This window comes from Microbacterium sp., assembly GCF_036823965.1.
Taxonomy (GTDB): domain Bacteria; phylum Actinomycetota; class Actinomycetes; order Actinomycetales; family Microbacteriaceae; genus Microbacterium.
On the sequence record NZ_DAITBE010000005.1, the window covers coordinates 24,035 to 41,875 of the forward strand.

Below are 17,841 nucleotides of genomic sequence, written 5' to 3' on the forward strand. Positions count from 1 at the left end.
TCCTTCTCTTGCTCGTGGCTGATGAACGGTGACGGTGGTCAGTGCGCGTCGTCGGAGTGCGGTTCGCTCTCGTCGTCCGCAGCGTCGCCGCCATGGCCGGCGTCGACCACGAACTCGGCGGTATGCACCACGCCGTCGACCTGGAAGTCCAGGTACAGCAGGTACCGACCCGCGGTCGGCGCCTCGGCGACGAACACGATCTCCGGCCCCGCCGTCTCGCCCTGCTGCGGCTCTTCGCCTTCGGCGTGCACGTGCAGGAAGGCGAGGTCGCCGTCGCGCAGGGCGACGAGGTGTCCGAAGGCGCCGAGGTACGGCTCCAGCGTGGTGACCGGCTGCCCGTCGCGGGAGACGGTGATCGCGAGGTCGCTGGACGACCCGGCGACCAGGTCGCCGTCGAGCGAGACCGTGAAGCCGTCGACCTCGTCGACCCTGCTCGGCTCCGCCACGACTGGAGTGAACGCCCCCGCCACCTGCACCGTGCGGCTGAGGGTCAATCCGGACGCCGCTTCGCCTGCGGGTGTGAAATCGGCGAACACCCGATAGGTCCCCGCCTCCGCCCACTCCCACGGCAGCGACCAGGTGCCGGTCGACTCGTCCAGGTGCGGGTGCACGTGCTGGAACCGGGTTCCGTCGGAGCGGGCGATGATCAGGTGCAGATCGCGGTCGTGCGCTGTCGTGTACTCGGTCACCGCATCCCCCGCGGCATCCTGGATCTCGAAGCTGAGCGTGCCCGCTTCGCCGACGAACCCCGGCGCCTCGATCGGCGACAGCACGAACCCGTCGATGCTGAGCGCCAACCCCTTGAGCGCGCTCGCGACCGACGTGGTCGCCGTCGCATCCGTCGGCTCATGTCCCTGTCCGTGGTCTTCCATCTCGCTCCCCTGCTGCCAGTCGGCGGCGACGTCGTCCGGCGCCACCGCAGCGGCGATGCCGAACGCGACGCCGAATGCCGCCACTACCCCGGCCCCGTAGAGGGCCAGCCGCGCGCCTGCGTTCATGACGACCGCACCGCTGAATACCCCGCCTCTTCGACCGCGGCGAGGATCTGGGCGTCGTCGATCGCATCGGAGCCGGTGACGACGAGCGTCCCGGCCTGCGCGCTCACCTGGATGCCCTCGACGCCGGCGACCTGGCCGACCTCCTCGCGGACAGACATCTCGCAGTGCCCGCACGTCATTCCAGTGACCTGATACTCGTTCGTCGCCATGGTGCTCTCCTCCTTGTTTGATACCCCTGGGGGGTATTGGTAGCAACTCTAGCCCGTGCTCGGGTATTCCGCCATCCGGCCACCAGGACGCGGCCATCCCGCCACGCCCTCCGCCAGCCATCGCCGCCCCCGACTCCCCCGCCCCTATGCTGAGCGCATGATCGCGGATGATCCCCAGCTGGTGTCGCGACGCGTGGTGTTCCGGCGGTTCGGCGGCCCGGAGGTGCTGGAGCTCGAGCACCGCCCGATCCCCGTTCCCGGCACCGGCGAGGTGCTCGTGCGCGTTGCCGCGGCCGGGGTGAATCCCGTCGACTGGAAGATCTTCAGCGGGCTCCCGCTGCACGACGCGTACGAGCGGAACCTGCCGTCGGGGAACGGCTACGACTTCGCGGGCACGATCGCCGCGCTCGGCGACGGGGTCGAGGGATGGCGCATCGGCGACCGGGTGTTCGGCGGTCTCCGCTTCCACGCGCAGGCGGACCACCTCGTGATCGACCATCGGCTGCTCGTCCGGATGCCGCAGGGGCTCTCCTTCCTCGCCGCAGGCGCCCTCAACGTGGTCGGGCGCACCGCGGTCGCAAGCGTCGCGTCGCAGCATCTCGGCCCGGCAGACGTCGTCCTCGTCAGCGGGGCCGCCGGGGGCGTCGGCATCGTGACCGCACAGCTCGCCGTGCGGCTGGGCGCGCAGGTGCACGGCACCGCGAGTCAGCGCAACCACGCGATGCTGCGCCGGCTCGGCGTCCACCCGCACGCGTACGGCCCTGCGCTCGAGCGCGAGCTCCGAGCCGCCGCCCCGCAGGGATTCACCGTCGTGCTCGACACCGTGGGTCATGGCACCGTCGAGCTGGCGCTCGCGCTCGGCGTGCCGCCGGAACGCATCAACTCGATCGCCGACTACGAGGCCCGCAGACGGCATCCGATCGCAGGCGTCGGCGGCGCCGCTGCCGGCGCCAGGGAGCTCGCGCAGATCGCCCAGCTCATCGCCGACGGCAAGATCGAGCTGCCGATCGACTCGCTGCATCCGCTCGGGAACGTCCGCGAGGCCTACGCCCGCTCGATCGCCGGGCATGCCACGGGGAAGATCGTGCTCACGACCGCATCCGGCTGAGCGGACAGCGCCGACGTCAGGTGATCGTGGTCGCGACGATCACCGGAGTCATCGCCGCCATCATCGCCGCTGCGATCGCAGTGTTCACCGCCGAGGAGACCGCATCCCCTGCCGCCGAGCCCGACGTGAGGCTGATGATCCGCTTCCGCAGCTGCCCGGCGGAGAGTCCGCCGGCTTCCTGCTGCAGCACCCGATGGGCGACGTTGAGCCCCTGCAGGATCGCGAGCAGCGTGAGGTCCGCCTGCGTCGGCGCCGCCGAACCCGCGAGCACCGCTGCGAGGCGCGCGCGCAGCAGCATCTCCGGACCAGGATCCGCTTCGGGGGTGCGTTCGGCGCCCAGGCCGAAGAACCCTCGCTCGCCGTGCGCCAGCACACCCTGCGCGATGAGCGAGGCGACGACGTCGTCGCGGGGATCGAGCTTCGACGAGGTGACGATGGACTGCAGGCGCTTGCCGCTCATCGGCACGAGCCTGGCGAGCACGGCATCCATCACCGCATTCCCGGTGGGATCGGCCGACACCACCTCGACGCGCGGATGCCTATCCTCGCCGACGCGGACTCGTCCGTGCTCTGCGAGATCGACGATGACGGCACCGATCTCGCCGTACAGACGGTACCCGCCGGCCGCGCCCTCGACACGGCCGTCCGGACGCAGCAGCAGCAGGTGGAGCTCTTCGACGATCAGCATGCCCCCACCGTAGAGCCGCGCCCCCACCGCTCGCATCCCCCGCAGGACGGACGACGAGGGGCGGATGCCGCGCGCATGCGAGAGCGCCGCGCACCCCTGAGGGTCCGCGGCGCTCTCGGTCGAACGAGTCGGCGCCTACTCGGCGACGGCGATCTTCTTCGCGTCGTCCGTGTTCAGCAGGCGGAAGAGCAGTGCGGCGATGATGCCGCCGACGATCGGCGCCACGAAGTAGAGCCACAGCGAGCTCCACGCGAAGTGGCCGCTGACGGCGAGGCCGAGCGCGACGGCCGGGTTGAAGCCACCGCCCGAGATCGAGCCGACCGTTGCCGCGCCGACGAACACCGTGCCACCGATCGCGAGGCCGTAGAACGAGTTGCCAGCGGTGTCCTTCGAGGTGGCCGAGTTCAGCACGACCCACACCAGGATCAGCGTGAACAGCGCCTCGACGAGGAAGGCGGGGCCGACCTCGATGATCATCGCCTTGTCACCGGTGGGCCACACGGCGAGGCTCGCCAGGGCGGCGAGCGCGCCGCCGACGAGCTGGGCGACGAGGTAGGCGATGAAGTCGGTGACGCTCAGGCCGCCGCGCAGGAAGACGCCGACCGAGACGGCAGGGTTGAGGTGCGCGCCGGAGATGTGGCCGGTCGAGTAGACGAGGACCGCGAGCGTGAAGCCGATGGCGAGCGGGGTCAGCGGGCTCCCGCTGTTCACCGCGGCGATGATGGCGAGGACGAACAGGAAGGTCGCGAGCGCTTCCGCGACTGCCTTGCGTGCGGTACCGGTCATGAGTTGCCTTCTCTCTCGAATCGTGAGTGGTCCACGGGATCACCCGCGCACTCGGCCCCCCGGCCTCTCGCGCGACCACAATATATCGGCCCCGAAGAGTCGTGACGCGCGCGACGCGCGGCATTTCTGTGAGAATCCTGGATGCGCTCGATCCGCGGAACCACGGGGCGGGCCCCGCCATGTCAACCCCGTGCCCCTCGATGCAGCGCGCGCGTACGGTGAGCGGATGCCATCCGAGATCGCGGCCGAGTCCGCAGCGCCCACCCGCCTGCGACGAGCCATCACCGGCCCGCTCCTGTTCGCGTTCATCCTCGGCGACGTCCTCGGCGCCGGCATCTACGCGCTGATGGGCGTGCTGTCAGAGAAGGTCGGCGGAATGCTGTGGGCACCGCTGCTCCTGGCGCTCGGCCTCGCCCTGCTCACGGCAGGCTCCTACGCCGAGCTCGTCACGAAGTACCCGCGGGCCGGCGGCGCAGCCGTCTTCGCCGAGCGCGCCTTCCGCAGTCCGCTGGTGTCGTTCCTCGTCGGCTTCAGCATGCTCGCCGCCGGAGTGACCAGTGCTGCAGGGCTCGCGATCGCCTTCGCCGGCGACTACTTCCGCACCTTCATCGATCTGCCGACCATCCCGGTCGCGATCGTCTTCCTCGCCGTGGTCGCAGCGCTCAACGCCCGTGGCATCCGGGAATCCCTCGGTGCGAACCTCGTGATGACCGCGATCGAGCTCAGCGGTCTCGTCATCGTGATCGCTGTGGTCGCGATCTTCGTCGGCGGCGGGGGCGGTGACATCTCCCGTGTGACGCAGGCTCCGGAGGGGACGAGCGTGGCGCTGTCGGTGCTCGCCGGCGCGGTGATCGCCTATTACTCCTTCGTCGGATTCGAGACCTCCGCCAACATGATCGAAGAGGTGAAGGATCCGCGGCGCACCTACCCGCGCGCACTCTTCGCCGCGCTGTTCACCGCCGGCGCGGTCTACCTGCTCGTCGGCCTGGCGAGCTCGATCGCGCTGCCGGCCTCCGAGCTCCAGGAATCCTCGGGGCCGCTGCTCGCCGTGGTCGAGGCGACAGGCGTCAGCATCCCCTCCTGGCTCTTCAGCCTGATCGCACTGATCGCGGTCGCCAACGGCGCGCTGCTCACCATGATCATGGTGAGCAGGCTCACCTACGGCATGGCCGAGCAGCACCTGCTGCCGTCGGCGCTCGCCCGCGTCCTCCCGAAGCGGAAGACCCCGTGGGTCGCGATCCTCACGACCACGCTGGTCGCGATGGGCCTCACGCTCATCGGCGACCTGGCGACGCTCGCCGAGACCGTCGTGCTGCTCCTGCTCTTCGTGTTCCTCAGCGCGAACATCTCGGTGCTCGTGCTCCGCCGCGACCGCGTCGAGCACGACCATTTCCGGGTCTGGACGTTCGTGCCGATCCTCGGGATCGCCTCGTGCGTCCTGCTCCTGACCCAGCAGCGCCCGCTCGTCTGGCTGTTCGGGGGGATCCTGCTGGCGGTCGGGGCCGTCCTGTACTTCCTGGCCAGGTTCGCGCGGCGCCGCTCCGACCGGATGACCAGCCAGACCGATCACACCGTCCAGCACACCGACGAAGGGAACGACCATGAGCACGCACGATGACAGCACGGCCACGGAGATGACGAGCGAGGAGAAGCGCCACGATCAGCTGACGTCGGCTCCCGATGCGACCGAGGCGGATGCCGCACCCCGCATCGAGGTCACCGAGCACGACGGCACCACCCGCATCGACATCCTGCCGGATGCCGAGGTGCGACCAGGACCGGGACCGGGGATGCCCGAGGCCGACGGCACTGCCGCCGAGGGCGACTGAGGCTAGAGCCAGCCCTTGCGCTTGAAGATCCAGTAGAGGCCGAAGCCCATCGCGACCATCAGCCCGACGGCCATCGGGTAGCCGAGCACCCAGTGCAGCTCCGGCATGTGGTCGAAGTTCATGCCGTAGATCGTGCCGACCAGCGTCGGCGCGAACAGGATCGCCGCCCACCCCGAGATCTTCTTGACCTCGTCGTTCTGCTTGATGCTGACTTCCGTCATCCGACGCATCTCGTCGTTCTGACGCCGGGCGACGATCGTCGACTCCACGGTGAGCGCATTGTCGAGCACGGTGCGGAACGTGGTCGCCCGATCCGCGACCCGCAGCGTGTGGTCGAGCACGTCGCGCAGATAGCGCTGCAGCTCCTCGTCGACCTGGTACTTCTCGGATCCGCGCAGCAGCGCGTCGAGCATCCCTGACAGCGGCTGCGTCGCGCGCTGGAATTCGATGACCTCGCGGCCGAGCTCGTAGATCCGCTGCGTCGCGTCGACATCCTCGACGAACAACTGGCTCTCGATCTCGTCGATGTCGTTCTCGAGCCCGGCGAGCACCGGCGTGTACTCGTCGACCACCTCATCGAGGATCGCGTACAGCACCGCCTCAGGCCCGTGCTTCAGCAGCGTCGGATCCGACTCCATCCGTTCGCGCACCCGCGCCAGGTCGGGAGACTCCGCGTGCCGGATGGTCACCACGAAGTCCGGACCGACCAGCACGTGCACCTCGCCGAACTCGACCTCCTCGGATTCGTCGAGGTAGCGGGCAGGACGCAGCACCATGAACAGCACATCGCCGTAGCGCTCGAGCTTCGATCGCTGGTGCCCCGACAGTGCATCTTCGACGACGAGCGCATGGATGCCGAACTCGTCGGCGACCTCGCGGATCTCCTGCTCGCTCGGGCGATAGAGGCCGATCCAGCTCATGCCGCCCCGCGCGCGCATCAGCTCGAATGTCTCGCTGAGACTCTGCGGGTTCTCGGTGCGCACGCCGTCGACGTAGATCGCATTGTCGACGATGGCCATCGCACTCCCTCTCGGCCTGGGGTCAGACCGTGATCACTCGGCGGGCGGCGCCACGCAGGGGAGCGCGTTGTCCGCGATCATCTGGTGGTACTGCTCGGCCGTGAAGGGCAGACCGAACTCCGGTGCAGTCTGGCCGTCGGCTGCCGGCGCCTTGGATGCGATCGCCGCCAGCTCCCACGAGAGCCACTGCGCGAACGCCGCGCCGGCGGTCGAATCGTTGAGCACGACGGCCACGGTGAATCCGGTGGCCGGGTCGGAATAGGCTGCGGTCGCGTAGCCGGGGGTCCAGCCGCCCTGACCGATCATCGAGCCGACGAGGATCGCACCGCCCGTGCCCTGGTACCAGGAGGGTGCATCCGGACTCATCGGCAGCGGGGCCGCGAAGCGGTCGGGCGTCTCCTTGGTGCGCAGCACCTGCTTCGCCTCGGCCTGCACGTAGCGCCCGAGGTCGTCGATCGTCGAGACGGCACCCGAATCCGTGAAGCCGCTGCTCGACGAGAGGACCGTGATGTCGACCGGAGCTGCACAGTCGTAGCCGCCCTCGACCGGGTTCAGGTAGTAGCCGTTCACGACCGGTCCGGACGACGGCGGCGCCGCCGCGACGCCAGGGAGCGAGGTGTTCGGCAGGTCGAGGGGATCCGTCACGTACTCGGCGATCAGCTCGGATGCCGACATGCCGGATGCGCGCTCGAGCGCGAGGCCGAGGAGCAGGTATCCCGCGTCCGAGTCGCGGTACGTGGTATGCGGTGCGACCCGTTCACTGCCGAGCCCGTACCCTGCGAGCTCGAGCGGGGCCCACACGCGCTCAGGAGTGTTCAGCCAGGCGGGCGCGACGCGCTGCTCCGACGACCCGACACCGCTCGTGCCGTTGCAGAGGTCGAGCAGCGTGATGCCGGAGTCTGCCATGTCGGCGACGCCTGAGACGTAGTCGGTCACCGCGGCATCGAGCTCGACCGTCCCCCGATCCGCCAGTGCGTAGAGCACGTCGCAGGTCATCAGACGGGTGACGTCGGCGACGCGGAACGACATGTCGGTGTCGAGCGGCTCGCCCTCGCGTCCCTGGGTTCCGACGCCGGTGACCCAGCTGCCGCTCCACGGCACCCAGACGCCGACGACGGCACCGGAGGCGCCGGAGGCGACCAGCGCGTTGTCCACCGCGGCCTGCATCGCGGCGACGGTGTCGTCGGCGATCGGGCCGTCCACCTGGGCAGGCGGGGTGTACGTGAAGGTGTCCTCCGCGGTGCAACCGGTGAGCATGAGACCGAGCACGGCCGCACTGGCCGCTGCGGCACGCCAACGGCGCGACGAGAGAAGCTGCATGTAGAACCCCCGAGAGATGTCTCACGAGTCTAGAACGCGGATCCTGAAAGTTCGCATCGGACGACGCCGCCTAGAGTGTGGATGTGCCCCACTCCTTCGATGCCGACGTGATCGCCGCCGTGCTGCGTCACATGAACGGCGACCACACCGACGACAACATCCTGATCGCCCGAGCTTTCGGCGAGGCCGGCGACGGCGAGGTCACGCACGCCGTGATGACCGGGTTCGACGGCGATGGCGGCCGCTGGGACGTCACCCGCGGCGACACCACCGCCGAGCTGCAGGTGCCATGGCCCGGTGGGCCGATCTCCGACCGCCCGGCCGTGCGCCGCGAGGTCGTCGCGCTGTACGACGTCGCCTGCGAGCGACTGGGCATCGAGCCTCGACCGCACGCCTGAACCGCACTCAGCTGACGCATTCGGTCTTCATGGCAACGCAGGGTTTCGCCACGACTTAGGCAACCCTTACACTGGGGTCATGTCCGAGATCCTGTCCTTCTCCGCCGCGCTGCGCGAGCGCTCCTCCGGTTCGCACTCCCGCAGCGAGGGCGCCGGCTTCATGTCCGACCTCCTCAAGGGCGAGGGATCGCGCGAGGACTACATCGCACTCGTCGCGCAGCACTACTTCATCTACGAAGCGCTCGAGTCCGCCGGTGAGCGCATGCGGCAGGATGCCGTGGCATCCGTCTTCATCAGCGACAAGCTCACGCGGATGCCCGCGCTGGAAGCCGACCTCGAGTTCCTGCTCGGCGCTGACTGGCGCGAGCAGATCACGCCGCTGCCGACGACCCAGCGGTACGTCGAGCGCATCCGTCAGGTCGGCGCGACGTGGGCCGGTGGGTTCGTCGCGCACCACTACACCCGCTACCTCGGCGACCTGTCCGGCGGCATCTTCATCGGCCGCGTCATGGCACGCCGGTTCGGGTTCGAGACCAACGGCATCGGCTTCTACCTGTTCGACGACATCGCCGATCCCTCCGCCTTCAAGGACGTCTACCGCGAGCAGCTCGACGCCGCACCGTGGGATGCCGCGGAGCGCGAGCGCGTGATCGACGAGGTCCTCCTCGCCTACCGCTTCAACACCGAACTCTTCGAAGACCTCGACCGGGCTCGCGCCGCAGCCTGACCTCAGCCCTTCGGGAGCTCGGGCGTGGACGCCGCGAGCCAGGCGTCGCGCATGAAGCGTCGCACATCCTCGTCCACTCTGATGTCGCGGGGACGCAGGTCTCGCGAGAGATACAGCCCGTCGAGCGACGTCAGTCGGCTCAGCGCGACGTAGGTCTGTCCTGGCGCGAACGCCCCGGAGCCGAGGTCGATGATCGCCCGCTCGTAGGTCTTGCCCTGGGACTTGTGGATCGTCACCGCCCACGCCAGTCGCAGCGGGAACTGCGTGAACTCGGCCACCACATCGCGGCTGAGCTTCTTCGTGTTCTGGTCGTAGGCGTAGCGGAAGCGTTCCCAGACGGCCGGCTCGACGTCGACCTCCTCGCCGTCGATGTCGACGCGCACCGCGCTGCCGAGGATACGCACGACAGTGCCGATCGTGCCGTTGACCCAGCGCGGCGGCTCACCCGACATCGAGGTGTCGTTGCGGAGGAACATCACCTGGGCGCCGACCTTGAGCTTCAGCTCCGACTCGGCCGGGAGTGACGCCTCGCCACGACCGAAGTCGCCGCTCACCTCTGCCTTGGCGGTCTGCTCCTTGCCGGCCAGGGCAGCGAGATGGCGGCTGTTGATGCTGTTCACGATGTCGTTGCGCGTGGCGAGCGTGATCATCGGCACCTCACCCGGCTCCGGGTCGGGGGGTGTGCGAGCACCCTGCGCATTGAGCACCCCGGCGATCTCGGCCGTGACTCGCCCGTACCGCACCGCATTCAGCATCGCCTTGAAGCCGTCATCCGACTGGCGGTGGATCTGCACGAGCTCGCGCACATGCAGCTCGGCACGGGTGTCGACCTCGAAGAGCCCCTGCTGGTCCGACGAGCCGTACCCATGAGCCCCTGAACCTGTCGAAGGCCCGGCCCAGACGTGGGCGTCGAAGAACCAGAAGGAGCGGTAGTGGTCCTGCACGTAGCGGGCCTCGTCGCCGCGCGGCGGCACCGGCGCCAACTGGTAGGGATCGCCGAACATCACGACCTGCACGCCGCCGAAGGGCTCACCGCGGCGTCCGCGCGCCTGGCGCAGCGAGCGGTCGATCGCATCCATCAGATCGGCGTTGACCATCGAGATCTCGTCGATCACCAGGGTCTCGATCGCGTTGAGGATGCGTCTGGTCGCATCGTTCTGATCGATGTCGCCGTCGGCGATCAGACCGATCGGCAGCCGGAACAGCGAGTGGATCGTCTGCCCCTCGACGTTGAGCGCGGCGACGCCGGTGGGTGCGCAGATCGCGATCTGCTTCTTGGTGTGCCACGAGAAGTGCTGCAGCAGCGTCGACTTGCCAGTGCCGGCACGCCCAGTGATGAAGACGTGCTCGTTCGTGTCCTCGATGAGTCGGAAGAGCTCGTTCTGCTCGTCGGACAGGGCGGGAAGGGACACGGAACTCTCAGAGGGACGCGGGCGGACGCGGATGCTCCTCCCATGCTACGGCCCGGCATCCGCCACGCCCTCGTGACGCTCGGCGTCGTCCCAGGCCGCATCCCTAGACTTGCGCCATGCACACGGTGGAGACGACGGCGCCTCGGCGCTCCCGTCTCGGCGTCGATCTCGCGCTGCTGGCCGTCGTCGGCCTCGTGCTGATCGCGGCCATCGGCGCCGGCGGCGCCACGCTCTACCAGCAGTTCTACAGCCCGTCCGCGTTCGTCGTGCGCTACCTCGACCTGCTCTCGGCCGGCCGCGCGGCTGACGCTCTCCGGATCCCCGGCGTCGCGATCGACCGGGCGACGCTCTCCGCCGCCGGCATCGACACCGCAGCATCCGAAGCGATGCTCCGCCACTCCGCCCTCGCGCCGCTCACCGACGTGCACGTGGAGTCCGAGCACCATGCGGAGCAGGGCACCGAGGTCACCGTCAGCTATCAGGCCTCGGGACACCGTGGCACGAGCACCTTCATGATCGAGCAGGACGGGTGGGTCGGCGTCACCCCGAACTGGCGCTTCCGGACCAGCCCGCTCGCCGTGGTCGATCTCACGCTGCGCGGTGCCGATCAGTTCGCGGTGAACGGTTTCGAGGTCGATCGCCGGCAGGTATCGAGTGCCGGAGCGGACGCGGGGACCCTCGATCCGCTGCCGCTCCTCGTCTTCACCCCCGGCCTGTACGCCGTCACCGTCGACACGCCGATCGCGGAGTCGAGCGGTATCGGCGTGCTCGCCGACACGCCGCTCGCCGTCACCCCGCTCGATGTGCAGACGACGCCGACCGACGAGTTCGTCGATGTCGTGCAGCAGCGTGTCGAGCAGTTCCTGCAGGAGTGCGCCACGCAGGAGGTGCTGCAGCCGACCGCATGCCCCTTCGGCCTGCAGGTGCGCAATCGCATCGCCTCGCTGCCGGTGTGGTCGATCGCCACGCAGCCTCAGGTCACGGTCACGCCCGACGAGACCGGACACTGGCAGATCCCACCGGCACATGCCGTGGCGCATCTCGAGGTCGAGATCAAGTCGCTCTTCGACGGCTCGATCCAGGAGGTGTCGGAGGACGTCCCGTTCACGGTGAACGGCTCGATCGTCATCCTGCCGGACGGCTCCGCGTCGATCCGCGTCGGATCACCCGAGGAGACGCCGCAGGACTGAGCCTCAGCCGCGGGCCTTCTCGACTCGACCGGGGAGGTTCCCGGTTCAGCCGCGGGCCTTCTCCTCCGCGCGGCGATCCCGCTCTGCGATGGCGGCGAGCTTCGCGTTGTACTCCTCGAGCTCGGCATCCCCGGTGCGGTCGGCGTGCCGGTCACGTCGACGCTGCAGCTTGGTGTCGCTCCGGCTCCACTGGATGGCGACCGTGATCGCCAGGATGAGCGTCGGGATCTCACCGATCGACCAGGCGATGCCACCACCGATGTACTGGTCGTCCATGGGCGTGGGGCCCCAGGTGCGCCCCATCGAGCCGAACCAGTCGGCGACCATCAGACCCTCCTGCATCATGATCGCGACGCCGAAGAAGGCGTGCATCGCCATGATCGCGATGAGCGTGATGAGGCGGCCGGGGTACGGCAGGCGATACGGGATCGGGTCGGCGCCGACGAGCGTGAGCACGAAGAGATAGCCGGAGATCAGGAAGTGGGCGACCATCCACTCGTGCCCGAGGTGCTCGTACATCGACCACCGCACGAGGTCGGTGAAGTAGAACGCCCAGAGGGACACGATGAAGATCGCGGCGGCGACGAACGGATGCGTCACGACCCGCGAGAACGGGGACTGCACCGCCCAGAGGATCCATTCCCGGCCGCCGCGGGTGCCATCGTCGCGCTTGTCGATCGCGCGCAGCGCCAGCGTCACCGGAGCGCCGGTGACCAGCAGCAGCGGGATCGCCATCGACAGCATCATGTGCCCGAGCATGTGCACGCTGAAGAGGTACTCCTGGTACGCGTTGATCGGTCCGCCGGTGACCCACACGAGCAGCAGCAGGCCCAGCACCCAGAAGATGGTGCGGTGGATCGGCCAGCGGTCGCCGCGACGATGCAGGCGGATGACGCCGGCGAGGTAGAGGAACAGACCGAAGCCCGCGGCGACCAGCCAGAGGATGTCGATATCCCAGGCCGTGAACCAGCGATCGATCGTGAAGTCCGGCGGCACGGCCGAGCGGGTGAGCACCTCGGCAGGGGTGCGCGCGAACGCGACCTCCTCACCCGTGGGCGGGGGCGTGCGAGCGAGCGCGGCTGCGGCACCGGATGCCAGCCCCATCAGCGAGACCTCGCACAGCACGAGGATCCAGAACCACCGCGATGCACGGTCGCCGGAGAGCTTCGGGATGAGCCGCGAGCGGTACCAGGCGCCGAGCAGCCCCATCCCGCCGAGCAGGACGACCTTGATGATCAGGATGGCGCCGTAGGGGGTGGCGAGCTGGCTCCAGTCGCCGAGCGCGACCACCGAGCGGGCGACGCCGGAGACCGCGACCACGACGAAGGCCGCGATCGCGAGCGAGGAGTACCGGGCCACCAGACGCGGAGTGTCGACATCGTCGCGACCGCGGAACAGCACGAGCAGCAGCAGGCCGCCCAGCCAGACCGCCGCGCCGATCGTGTGCAGCAGGATCGAGTTGACCGCGACGTTGTGGCCGGACAGCTCACCGGAGTGCCCCTGTGTGGCCAGCGGCAGGAACGATGCGGCGGCGAGGATCGCCGTGATCAGCGTCGGCGTCCACGTGCGCCAGGCGAACGCGAGCACCGTGATGACCGAGCCGAGGATGGTCGTGATCAGCCAGGACTGGCCGAGCGGCGTCTGCAGCAGGTATCTGCCCAGCTGCGAGCCGAACTCGGCTTCGATGCTGAGCTTCGGGTTGAACGCCGCCATGAAGGTGAGGAAGCCGGTGAAGCCGGCCGAGACCGTGAACACGGCGGCGCCGACGGATGCGACGTTCAGCGCGGCGTCGAAGGGCTTGGTCTCGCTGCGCAGTGCGAACAGGGCCAGCACGAGCGAGCCGAGCATCGCCGCCGCCGACACGTTCATCACGAGCTTCGCGACCGGGATCGCCCAGCGGACGAAGGGGCCGGGGTCCTGCAGCAGCAGCGGCGAGGCGCCGCCGCCGATGAGCAGGGCGACGATCACACCGACGAGGGCGGCCGCGAGCAGCACCACGACGCCTGCGAGACGATACGCCGAACTCCGGCTGGTCGTCTGGGCGCGGGTGCTCACCCCTCCAGCCTAAGCCGCGGCATCCGTCCTGGCTGACCGCGCCCAGAACGCCGGAAGGCCGCCCCCGAACGGGGACGGCCTTCCTGAGGAGCGTCGAATTACTTGACGGCTGCCTTCAGCTTGGAGCCAGCGGTCACCTTGACGCGCTTGCCTGCCGGGATCTTGATCTCGGCGCCGGTCTGCGGGTTGCGGCCCGTGCGGGCAGCGGTGTCGACCTGCTCGAACGAGATCCAGCCCGGGATCGAGACCTTGCTGCCCTTGGCAACGGCGTCGGAGACCGTGGCGAACAGCGAGTCGAGGACACCGGAGACGGTGGCCTGGCTCTGGCCCGTGGCGCTTGCGATGCTCGCGACGAGCTCGGTCTTGGTGATGGACTTGTCAGCCATGTCATCCTCCAGCGACGAGATCCCGTCGCATCGTTGTGGGTGTCGGAGCGGATGCTCCTGGTCGAGTGACCGCCTTGAATGTATCAACGCCAGACGACATTTCCGCGTCATTTCGCGGGTTTTGGCGATTTCCAGGGCGTGTTGCACCACTTTTGTCACTCTGTTCACAGGTTTCGGGCCGATCAGCGTGATCGGCGAGCGTCGATGACCGGCCGTCGGCACGCGAAAAGGGGCGAGGATCCGTGAGTCCTCGCCCCTTCGGCGCGACGCCTAGCCGAGCGATGCGACGGCAGCATCGATCCGGGCGGTCCGCTGTCGCCGAGCCTCCAGGGCCTGGTCCATGCTCACCGGCACGAACCGGGTGACCGTACCGGGCGCCGCGCGAGCCAGCAGATCCATGTCCGCGGAGATGACCGTCGCGACCATGGCATACCCGCCGCCGGAGACCGCATCGCGATGCAGAACGATCGGCTGCGTGCCACCGGGAATCTGGATCGATCCCACCGCGTAACCCGCATCGACGATGTTGGACGGGTCCTGACCCGCACCGAATGGCTGCTCACGTTCACGCCACTCGACACCGGGCCCGTCGTAGCGCAGTCCCATCCGGTCAGCCGTCGGAGTCAGCGTCCATTCCTCTTCCACGAGACGTCGGATGCCTTCGTCTGTGAGCAGGTGGTCGTACAATCCGCGCACGATGCGCAGTTCCTGTGATCGTGGGAACGAAGGCCGGTGGCGGGCGTCGAGTGCGTCGGCGGCCGGCAGTGGCAGCGCCGACGTCCCCACCGGGAGCTCGTCTCCCGCTGCGACCGCGCGACCGCCGACTCCGCCGATCGCGCCGATCACGTATGTCGAGCGACTGCCCAGCGCCTCGGGCACATCGATGCCGCCGCGCACCGCGATCCAGTACTTGGTGCCACCCTGGATCATGCCGAAGGACAACGTGTCCCCCGCCTCCAGGTCGATCCGCGTCCACTCCTCGCGCGGTTCGCCGTTGACGAGCACGTCGACGGGTGCTCCTGCCACCGCGACCGTCATGGAGACAGCAGCACGAAGGACAGGTCCGATATAGGTGCACTCGAGCACCGCCGCCGATGACTCGTTGCCCACGAGAGCGTTGGCAAGGCGAGCGGACTCCTGATCCATTGAACCGCCCTGCGGGAAGCCGAGGCTGTAGTAGCCGGGCCGCCCCTCATCCTGGACCGTGGTCTGAAGACCGGGTTGCACGACCTCAAGCATCGAGGGCCTCCATCATCTTCCGGTTCGCCGTCTCGGGATCGCGCTGCCAGGCCTCGAGGGAGAACGTCACCGGTGCCTGACGCCAGCGCCAGGTCCCTGCCTCGACCTCAGCCTGGATCGCTTCGTACTCGTCCTTCTCCACCGATCGGTACCTGACGATGTCGCCCGGCCGGAACAGCACCGACGACTCGGTGAAGTCCGCGAGCCGCTGCTCCGGGTCGTAGATCGGCGGCGCGACGACCCCGAACATCTGATAGCCACCCGCTCCCCGCACGGAGTAGATTGCTCCGAAGCATCCGCCATGACCGATGGTGAGCTTGGGTGTGTCGGTGCGCGGGCTGAGGTATTTGGGAACCACCAGCTGCTGCTCCTGTTCCACGAGCTGGTAGAGGAACGGGAGCCCGGCGACGAAGCCGACCATGCTCACGATCCATGGCTGCGACTGGTGGCGACGGATGAACTCGGCCCGGCCCTCCAGTCCGTTCACGGTTGCGGCGTAGTCGAGATCGTTGCCGGTCGGATCCTGGTGGTAGCCCTCCCGGAACCGCGCGCCGACCTCGGCGGTGAAGGGGTCGTCGTACCAGACCGGCACATCGATGATCCGGGTGCAGAGCTCCGCACCCCCCTGACTTCCGATGCCGTTCTCGATGTTCCTCACGATCGCCTCGAGCGCTGTGTGTGAGAGTCGGTCCGGATCGAACCGGACGAGCAGGGAAGCGTTCGCGGGGCAGATGTCGACGATGCCGTCGTGCGCGCCTGCCGAAAGCTCTTTCGCTATCGCCATCACGGTGAAGTTGGCCGACAGGCTCATCGCCTCATCGACCTCGACGAAGAGGAACTCGTCCCCTCCCCATGTGTACCGCGACGCGCTCGGCGCGCTGGTCGACGGGGTCATAGCTCCTCCAGGATCGTGCCGCTCTCGATGGTCTTGGTGTGGTGCGTCATCCCGAGGACCTGAGGGTCCTCGAGCAGACGGAGATGCAGCGGGATCGTCGTCTTGATGCCCGCGATGCGCGTGCTCTCCAGCGCCCGTTTCATGGCGCTGATCGCCTCTTCGCGGGTCGCGGCGTGCACGATCAGCTTCGCGATCATCGAGTCGTAGAAGGGCGCCACGACGTCGCCGGCCTCGAAACCGGAATCGGCGCGGGTCCCCTCGGGCCACTCGAGCACGGAGATCGTGCCGGGGCTCGGGAAGAAGCCCTGCGAAGGATCCTCGGCGTTGATCCGGCATTCGATCGCGTGACCGTGGAGGTGGATGTCCTCCTGCACGTATCCGAGCGCCCCGCCGTCGGCGATCCGCAGCTGTTCCGCGACGAGGTCGATCCCGGTGATCTCCTCGGTGATCGTGTGCTCCACCTGGAGCCGCGTGTTCATCTCGATGAAGGCGGCTTCCTCGCGCTCCGCGTCATAGAGGAACTCCACGGTGCCGGCGCCGCGGTATCCGCTCGACACCGCCAGGTGAACGGACGACGCGCGCATCTGCTCGCGGACATGATCGGGGATCGATGGTGCGGGGGCCTCCTCGACCACCTTCTGCGAGCGGCGCTGCAGCGAGCAGTCACGGTCGCCCAGGTGGACGCAGTTCTCGCCATCGCCGAGGAGTTGCACCTCGACGTGCCGCGCGTGGGGTACGAAGCGTTCCAGGTACACACTCGGGTCGCCAAAGACGCTCCCCGCCTCTGTCTGGGCGAGTTCGATCGTCGAGAGCAGCTCGCTCTCGACGGCGACATGACGGATGCCGCGGCCTCCGCCGCCCGCACTCGCCTTCACGAGCAGGGGGTAGCCGACGCGGCGGGCGATCGCCAGAGCGTCGTCCTCGGGGCCGAGCGGTCCACCGCTTCCGGCGAGAACCGGCACCCCGGCCGCACGAGCCGCGCGGATCGCATTGGACTTGTCGCCCATCAGCTCGATGGTGTCTGGGTCGGGGCCGACCCAGATCAGTCCGGCGTCCTGAACGGCGCGCGCGAAGCCGGCGTTCTCACTGAGGAATCCGTAGCCGGGGTGGACCGCATCACAGCCCGTCTCCTTGGCTGCGGCCAGCACCGCCTCCGGATTGAGGTAGGAGTCCTTCGCGGCGGCCGGACCGATCACGATCGACTGATCGGCGACCCGGGTCGCCAGGGAGTCGCGATCGGGTTCCGACGCGATGGTGACGGTCTCGATCCCGAGCGCACGCGCGGACTTCGCGATCCGCACGGCGATCTCGCCACGGTTCGCGATGAGCAGGCGGCGCATCAGTTCGCGGTGACCGTGACGATCACATCGCCCGGGTTGACCATGCCGCCGTCTTCGACGGCGAAAGCAGAGAGGATGCCGGCCGCCGAGGAGCGGATCTCGGAGAACTGCTTCATGATCTCGACGATTCCGATGGCCTGTCCGACTTCGACCGTGTCTCCCTCCTCGACGAAGACGGGTTTGCCCGGTCCGGGCTTGCGATAGAAGATGCCGGGCAGTGGCGAGACGATATCGGCCATGAG

At 68.6% G+C, this 17,841-nt stretch carries 19 protein-coding genes; 6 read left to right on the forward strand and 13 right to left on the reverse strand.

The genetic code is table 11. The annotated features are described in order from the left end of the window. Window positions 1-38: 38 nt before the first annotated feature. Window positions 39-998, reverse strand: coding sequence for a heavy-metal-associated domain-containing protein (locus V7Z82_RS09885; protein ID WP_334150815.1), 960 nt, complete (start codon window positions 996-998; stop codon window positions 39-41). Beyond that, entirely contained in the window at window positions 995-1,207 is a 213-nt protein-coding gene (locus V7Z82_RS09890; protein WP_334150818.1) for a heavy-metal-associated domain-containing protein, read from the reverse strand. Before V7Z82_RS09890 ends, V7Z82_RS09885 begins: the two co-directional genes overlap by 4 nt. A gap of 157 nt (window positions 1,208-1,364) precedes the next feature. On the opposite strand from V7Z82_RS09890, the gene V7Z82_RS09895 reads away from it, so the two are divergent. Next, entirely contained in the window at window positions 1,365-2,315 is a 951-nt protein-coding gene (locus V7Z82_RS09895) for an NADP-dependent oxidoreductase (protein ID WP_334150821.1), read from the forward strand. Between the two features lie 16 nt (window positions 2,316-2,331). Here the strand turns inward: V7Z82_RS09895 and V7Z82_RS09900 are convergent, their stop codons facing one another. Further along, window positions 2,332-3,003 carry a GOLPH3/VPS74 family protein gene (locus tag V7Z82_RS09900; RefSeq protein ID WP_334150823.1) on the reverse strand — a complete coding sequence of 224 codons (672 nt, stop codon included), beginning with the start codon at window positions 3,001-3,003 and terminating at the stop codon, window positions 2,332-2,334. Between the two features lie 135 nt (window positions 3,004-3,138). Further along, a complete protein-coding gene (locus tag V7Z82_RS09905) occupies window positions 3,139-3,789 on the reverse strand; it encodes an MIP/aquaporin family protein (RefSeq protein ID WP_045278357.1) in 651 nt (216 codons plus the stop codon). A gap of 226 nt (window positions 3,790-4,015) precedes the next feature. Here V7Z82_RS09905 and V7Z82_RS09910 point away from each other — a divergent pair, with 226 nt between their 5' ends. Both V7Z82_RS09910 and V7Z82_RS09915 read left to right on the forward strand, forming a co-directional pair. Beyond that, on the forward strand, window positions 4,016-5,407 hold the full coding sequence (locus tag V7Z82_RS09910; RefSeq protein ID WP_334150828.1) for an APC family permease: 1,392 nt from the start codon (window positions 4,016-4,018) through the stop codon (window positions 5,405-5,407). After that, window positions 5,391-5,618: a multidrug transporter gene (locus tag V7Z82_RS09915; protein WP_334150831.1), complete on the forward strand. Its 228-nt coding sequence runs from the start codon at window positions 5,391-5,393 to the stop codon at window positions 5,616-5,618. Before V7Z82_RS09910 ends, V7Z82_RS09915 begins: the two co-directional genes overlap by 17 nt. 2 nt (window positions 5,619-5,620) lie before the next feature. Here V7Z82_RS09915 and corA read toward each other — a convergent pair whose 3' ends face one another. Continuing rightward, window positions 5,621-6,637: a magnesium/cobalt transporter CorA gene (gene corA, locus V7Z82_RS09920; protein WP_334150833.1), complete on the reverse strand. Its 1,017-nt coding sequence runs from the start codon at window positions 6,635-6,637 to the stop codon at window positions 5,621-5,623. A 33-nt stretch (window positions 6,638-6,670) separates the two neighbouring features. Continuing rightward, the gene (locus V7Z82_RS09925; RefSeq protein ID WP_334150835.1) at window positions 6,671-7,957 is read right to left on the reverse strand and encodes a serine hydrolase domain-containing protein; all 1,287 of its coding nucleotides are present in this window, start codon (window positions 7,955-7,957) and stop codon (window positions 6,671-6,673) included. Window positions 7,958-8,040: 83 nt separating this feature from the next. Here V7Z82_RS09925 and V7Z82_RS09930 point away from each other — a divergent pair, with 83 nt between their 5' ends. Both V7Z82_RS09930 and V7Z82_RS09935 read left to right on the forward strand, forming a co-directional pair. Continuing rightward, window positions 8,041-8,355 carry a DUF2470 domain-containing protein gene (locus tag V7Z82_RS09930; RefSeq protein WP_334150837.1) on the forward strand — a complete coding sequence of 105 codons (315 nt, stop codon included), beginning with the start codon at window positions 8,041-8,043 and terminating at the stop codon, window positions 8,353-8,355. 79 nt (window positions 8,356-8,434) lie between these two features. Further along, window positions 8,435-9,082 (forward strand): biliverdin-producing heme oxygenase, encoded by a 648-nt coding sequence (locus V7Z82_RS09935; RefSeq protein ID WP_045278362.1) that lies wholly within the window; start codon window positions 8,435-8,437, stop codon window positions 9,080-9,082. A 2-nt stretch (window positions 9,083-9,084) separates the two neighbouring features. Here the strand turns inward: V7Z82_RS09935 and V7Z82_RS09940 are convergent, their stop codons facing one another. Next, window positions 9,085-10,494, reverse strand: coding sequence for an ATP-dependent DNA helicase (locus tag V7Z82_RS09940; protein WP_334150842.1), 1,410 nt, complete (start codon window positions 10,492-10,494; stop codon window positions 9,085-9,087). Window positions 10,495-10,610: 116 nt separating this feature from the next. On the opposite strand from V7Z82_RS09940, the gene V7Z82_RS09945 reads away from it, so the two are divergent. Then, complete coding sequence (locus V7Z82_RS09945) at window positions 10,611-11,684, forward strand: hypothetical protein (RefSeq protein WP_334150845.1); 1,074 nt, start codon at window positions 10,611-10,613, stop codon at window positions 11,682-11,684. Window positions 11,685-11,729: 45 nt separating this feature from the next. Here the strand turns inward: V7Z82_RS09945 and V7Z82_RS09950 are convergent, their stop codons facing one another. From V7Z82_RS09950 to V7Z82_RS09975, 6 genes are all read right to left on the reverse strand, one after another. Beyond that, entirely contained in the window at window positions 11,730-13,739 is a 2,010-nt protein-coding gene (locus tag V7Z82_RS09950) for a cytochrome c oxidase assembly protein (protein ID WP_334150848.1), read from the reverse strand. A 98-nt stretch (window positions 13,740-13,837) separates the two neighbouring features. Beyond that, a complete protein-coding gene (locus V7Z82_RS09955; protein ID WP_017203554.1) occupies window positions 13,838-14,125 on the reverse strand; it encodes an HU family DNA-binding protein in 288 nt (95 codons plus the stop codon). Window positions 14,126-14,395: 270 nt separating this feature from the next. Next, a complete protein-coding gene (locus V7Z82_RS09960) occupies window positions 14,396-15,364 on the reverse strand; it encodes a biotin-dependent carboxyltransferase family protein (protein WP_334150877.1) in 969 nt (322 codons plus the stop codon). Next, window positions 15,357-16,259, reverse strand: coding sequence for a 5-oxoprolinase subunit B family protein (locus V7Z82_RS09965; protein WP_334150880.1), 903 nt, complete (start codon window positions 16,257-16,259; stop codon window positions 15,357-15,359). Before V7Z82_RS09965 ends, V7Z82_RS09960 begins: the two co-directional genes overlap by 8 nt. Further along, window positions 16,256-17,599, reverse strand: a complete 1,344-nt coding sequence (locus V7Z82_RS09970; protein ID WP_334150882.1) for an acetyl-CoA carboxylase biotin carboxylase subunit — start codon at window positions 17,597-17,599, stop codon at window positions 16,256-16,258. The genes V7Z82_RS09965 and V7Z82_RS09970 overlap by 4 nt, the downstream gene beginning before the upstream one ends. After that, window positions 17,599-17,838, reverse strand: coding sequence for an acetyl-CoA carboxylase (locus tag V7Z82_RS09975; RefSeq protein WP_334150885.1), 240 nt, complete (start codon window positions 17,836-17,838; stop codon window positions 17,599-17,601). Before V7Z82_RS09975 ends, V7Z82_RS09970 begins: the two co-directional genes overlap by 1 nt. Between the last annotated feature and the right edge of the window lie 3 nt (window positions 17,839-17,841).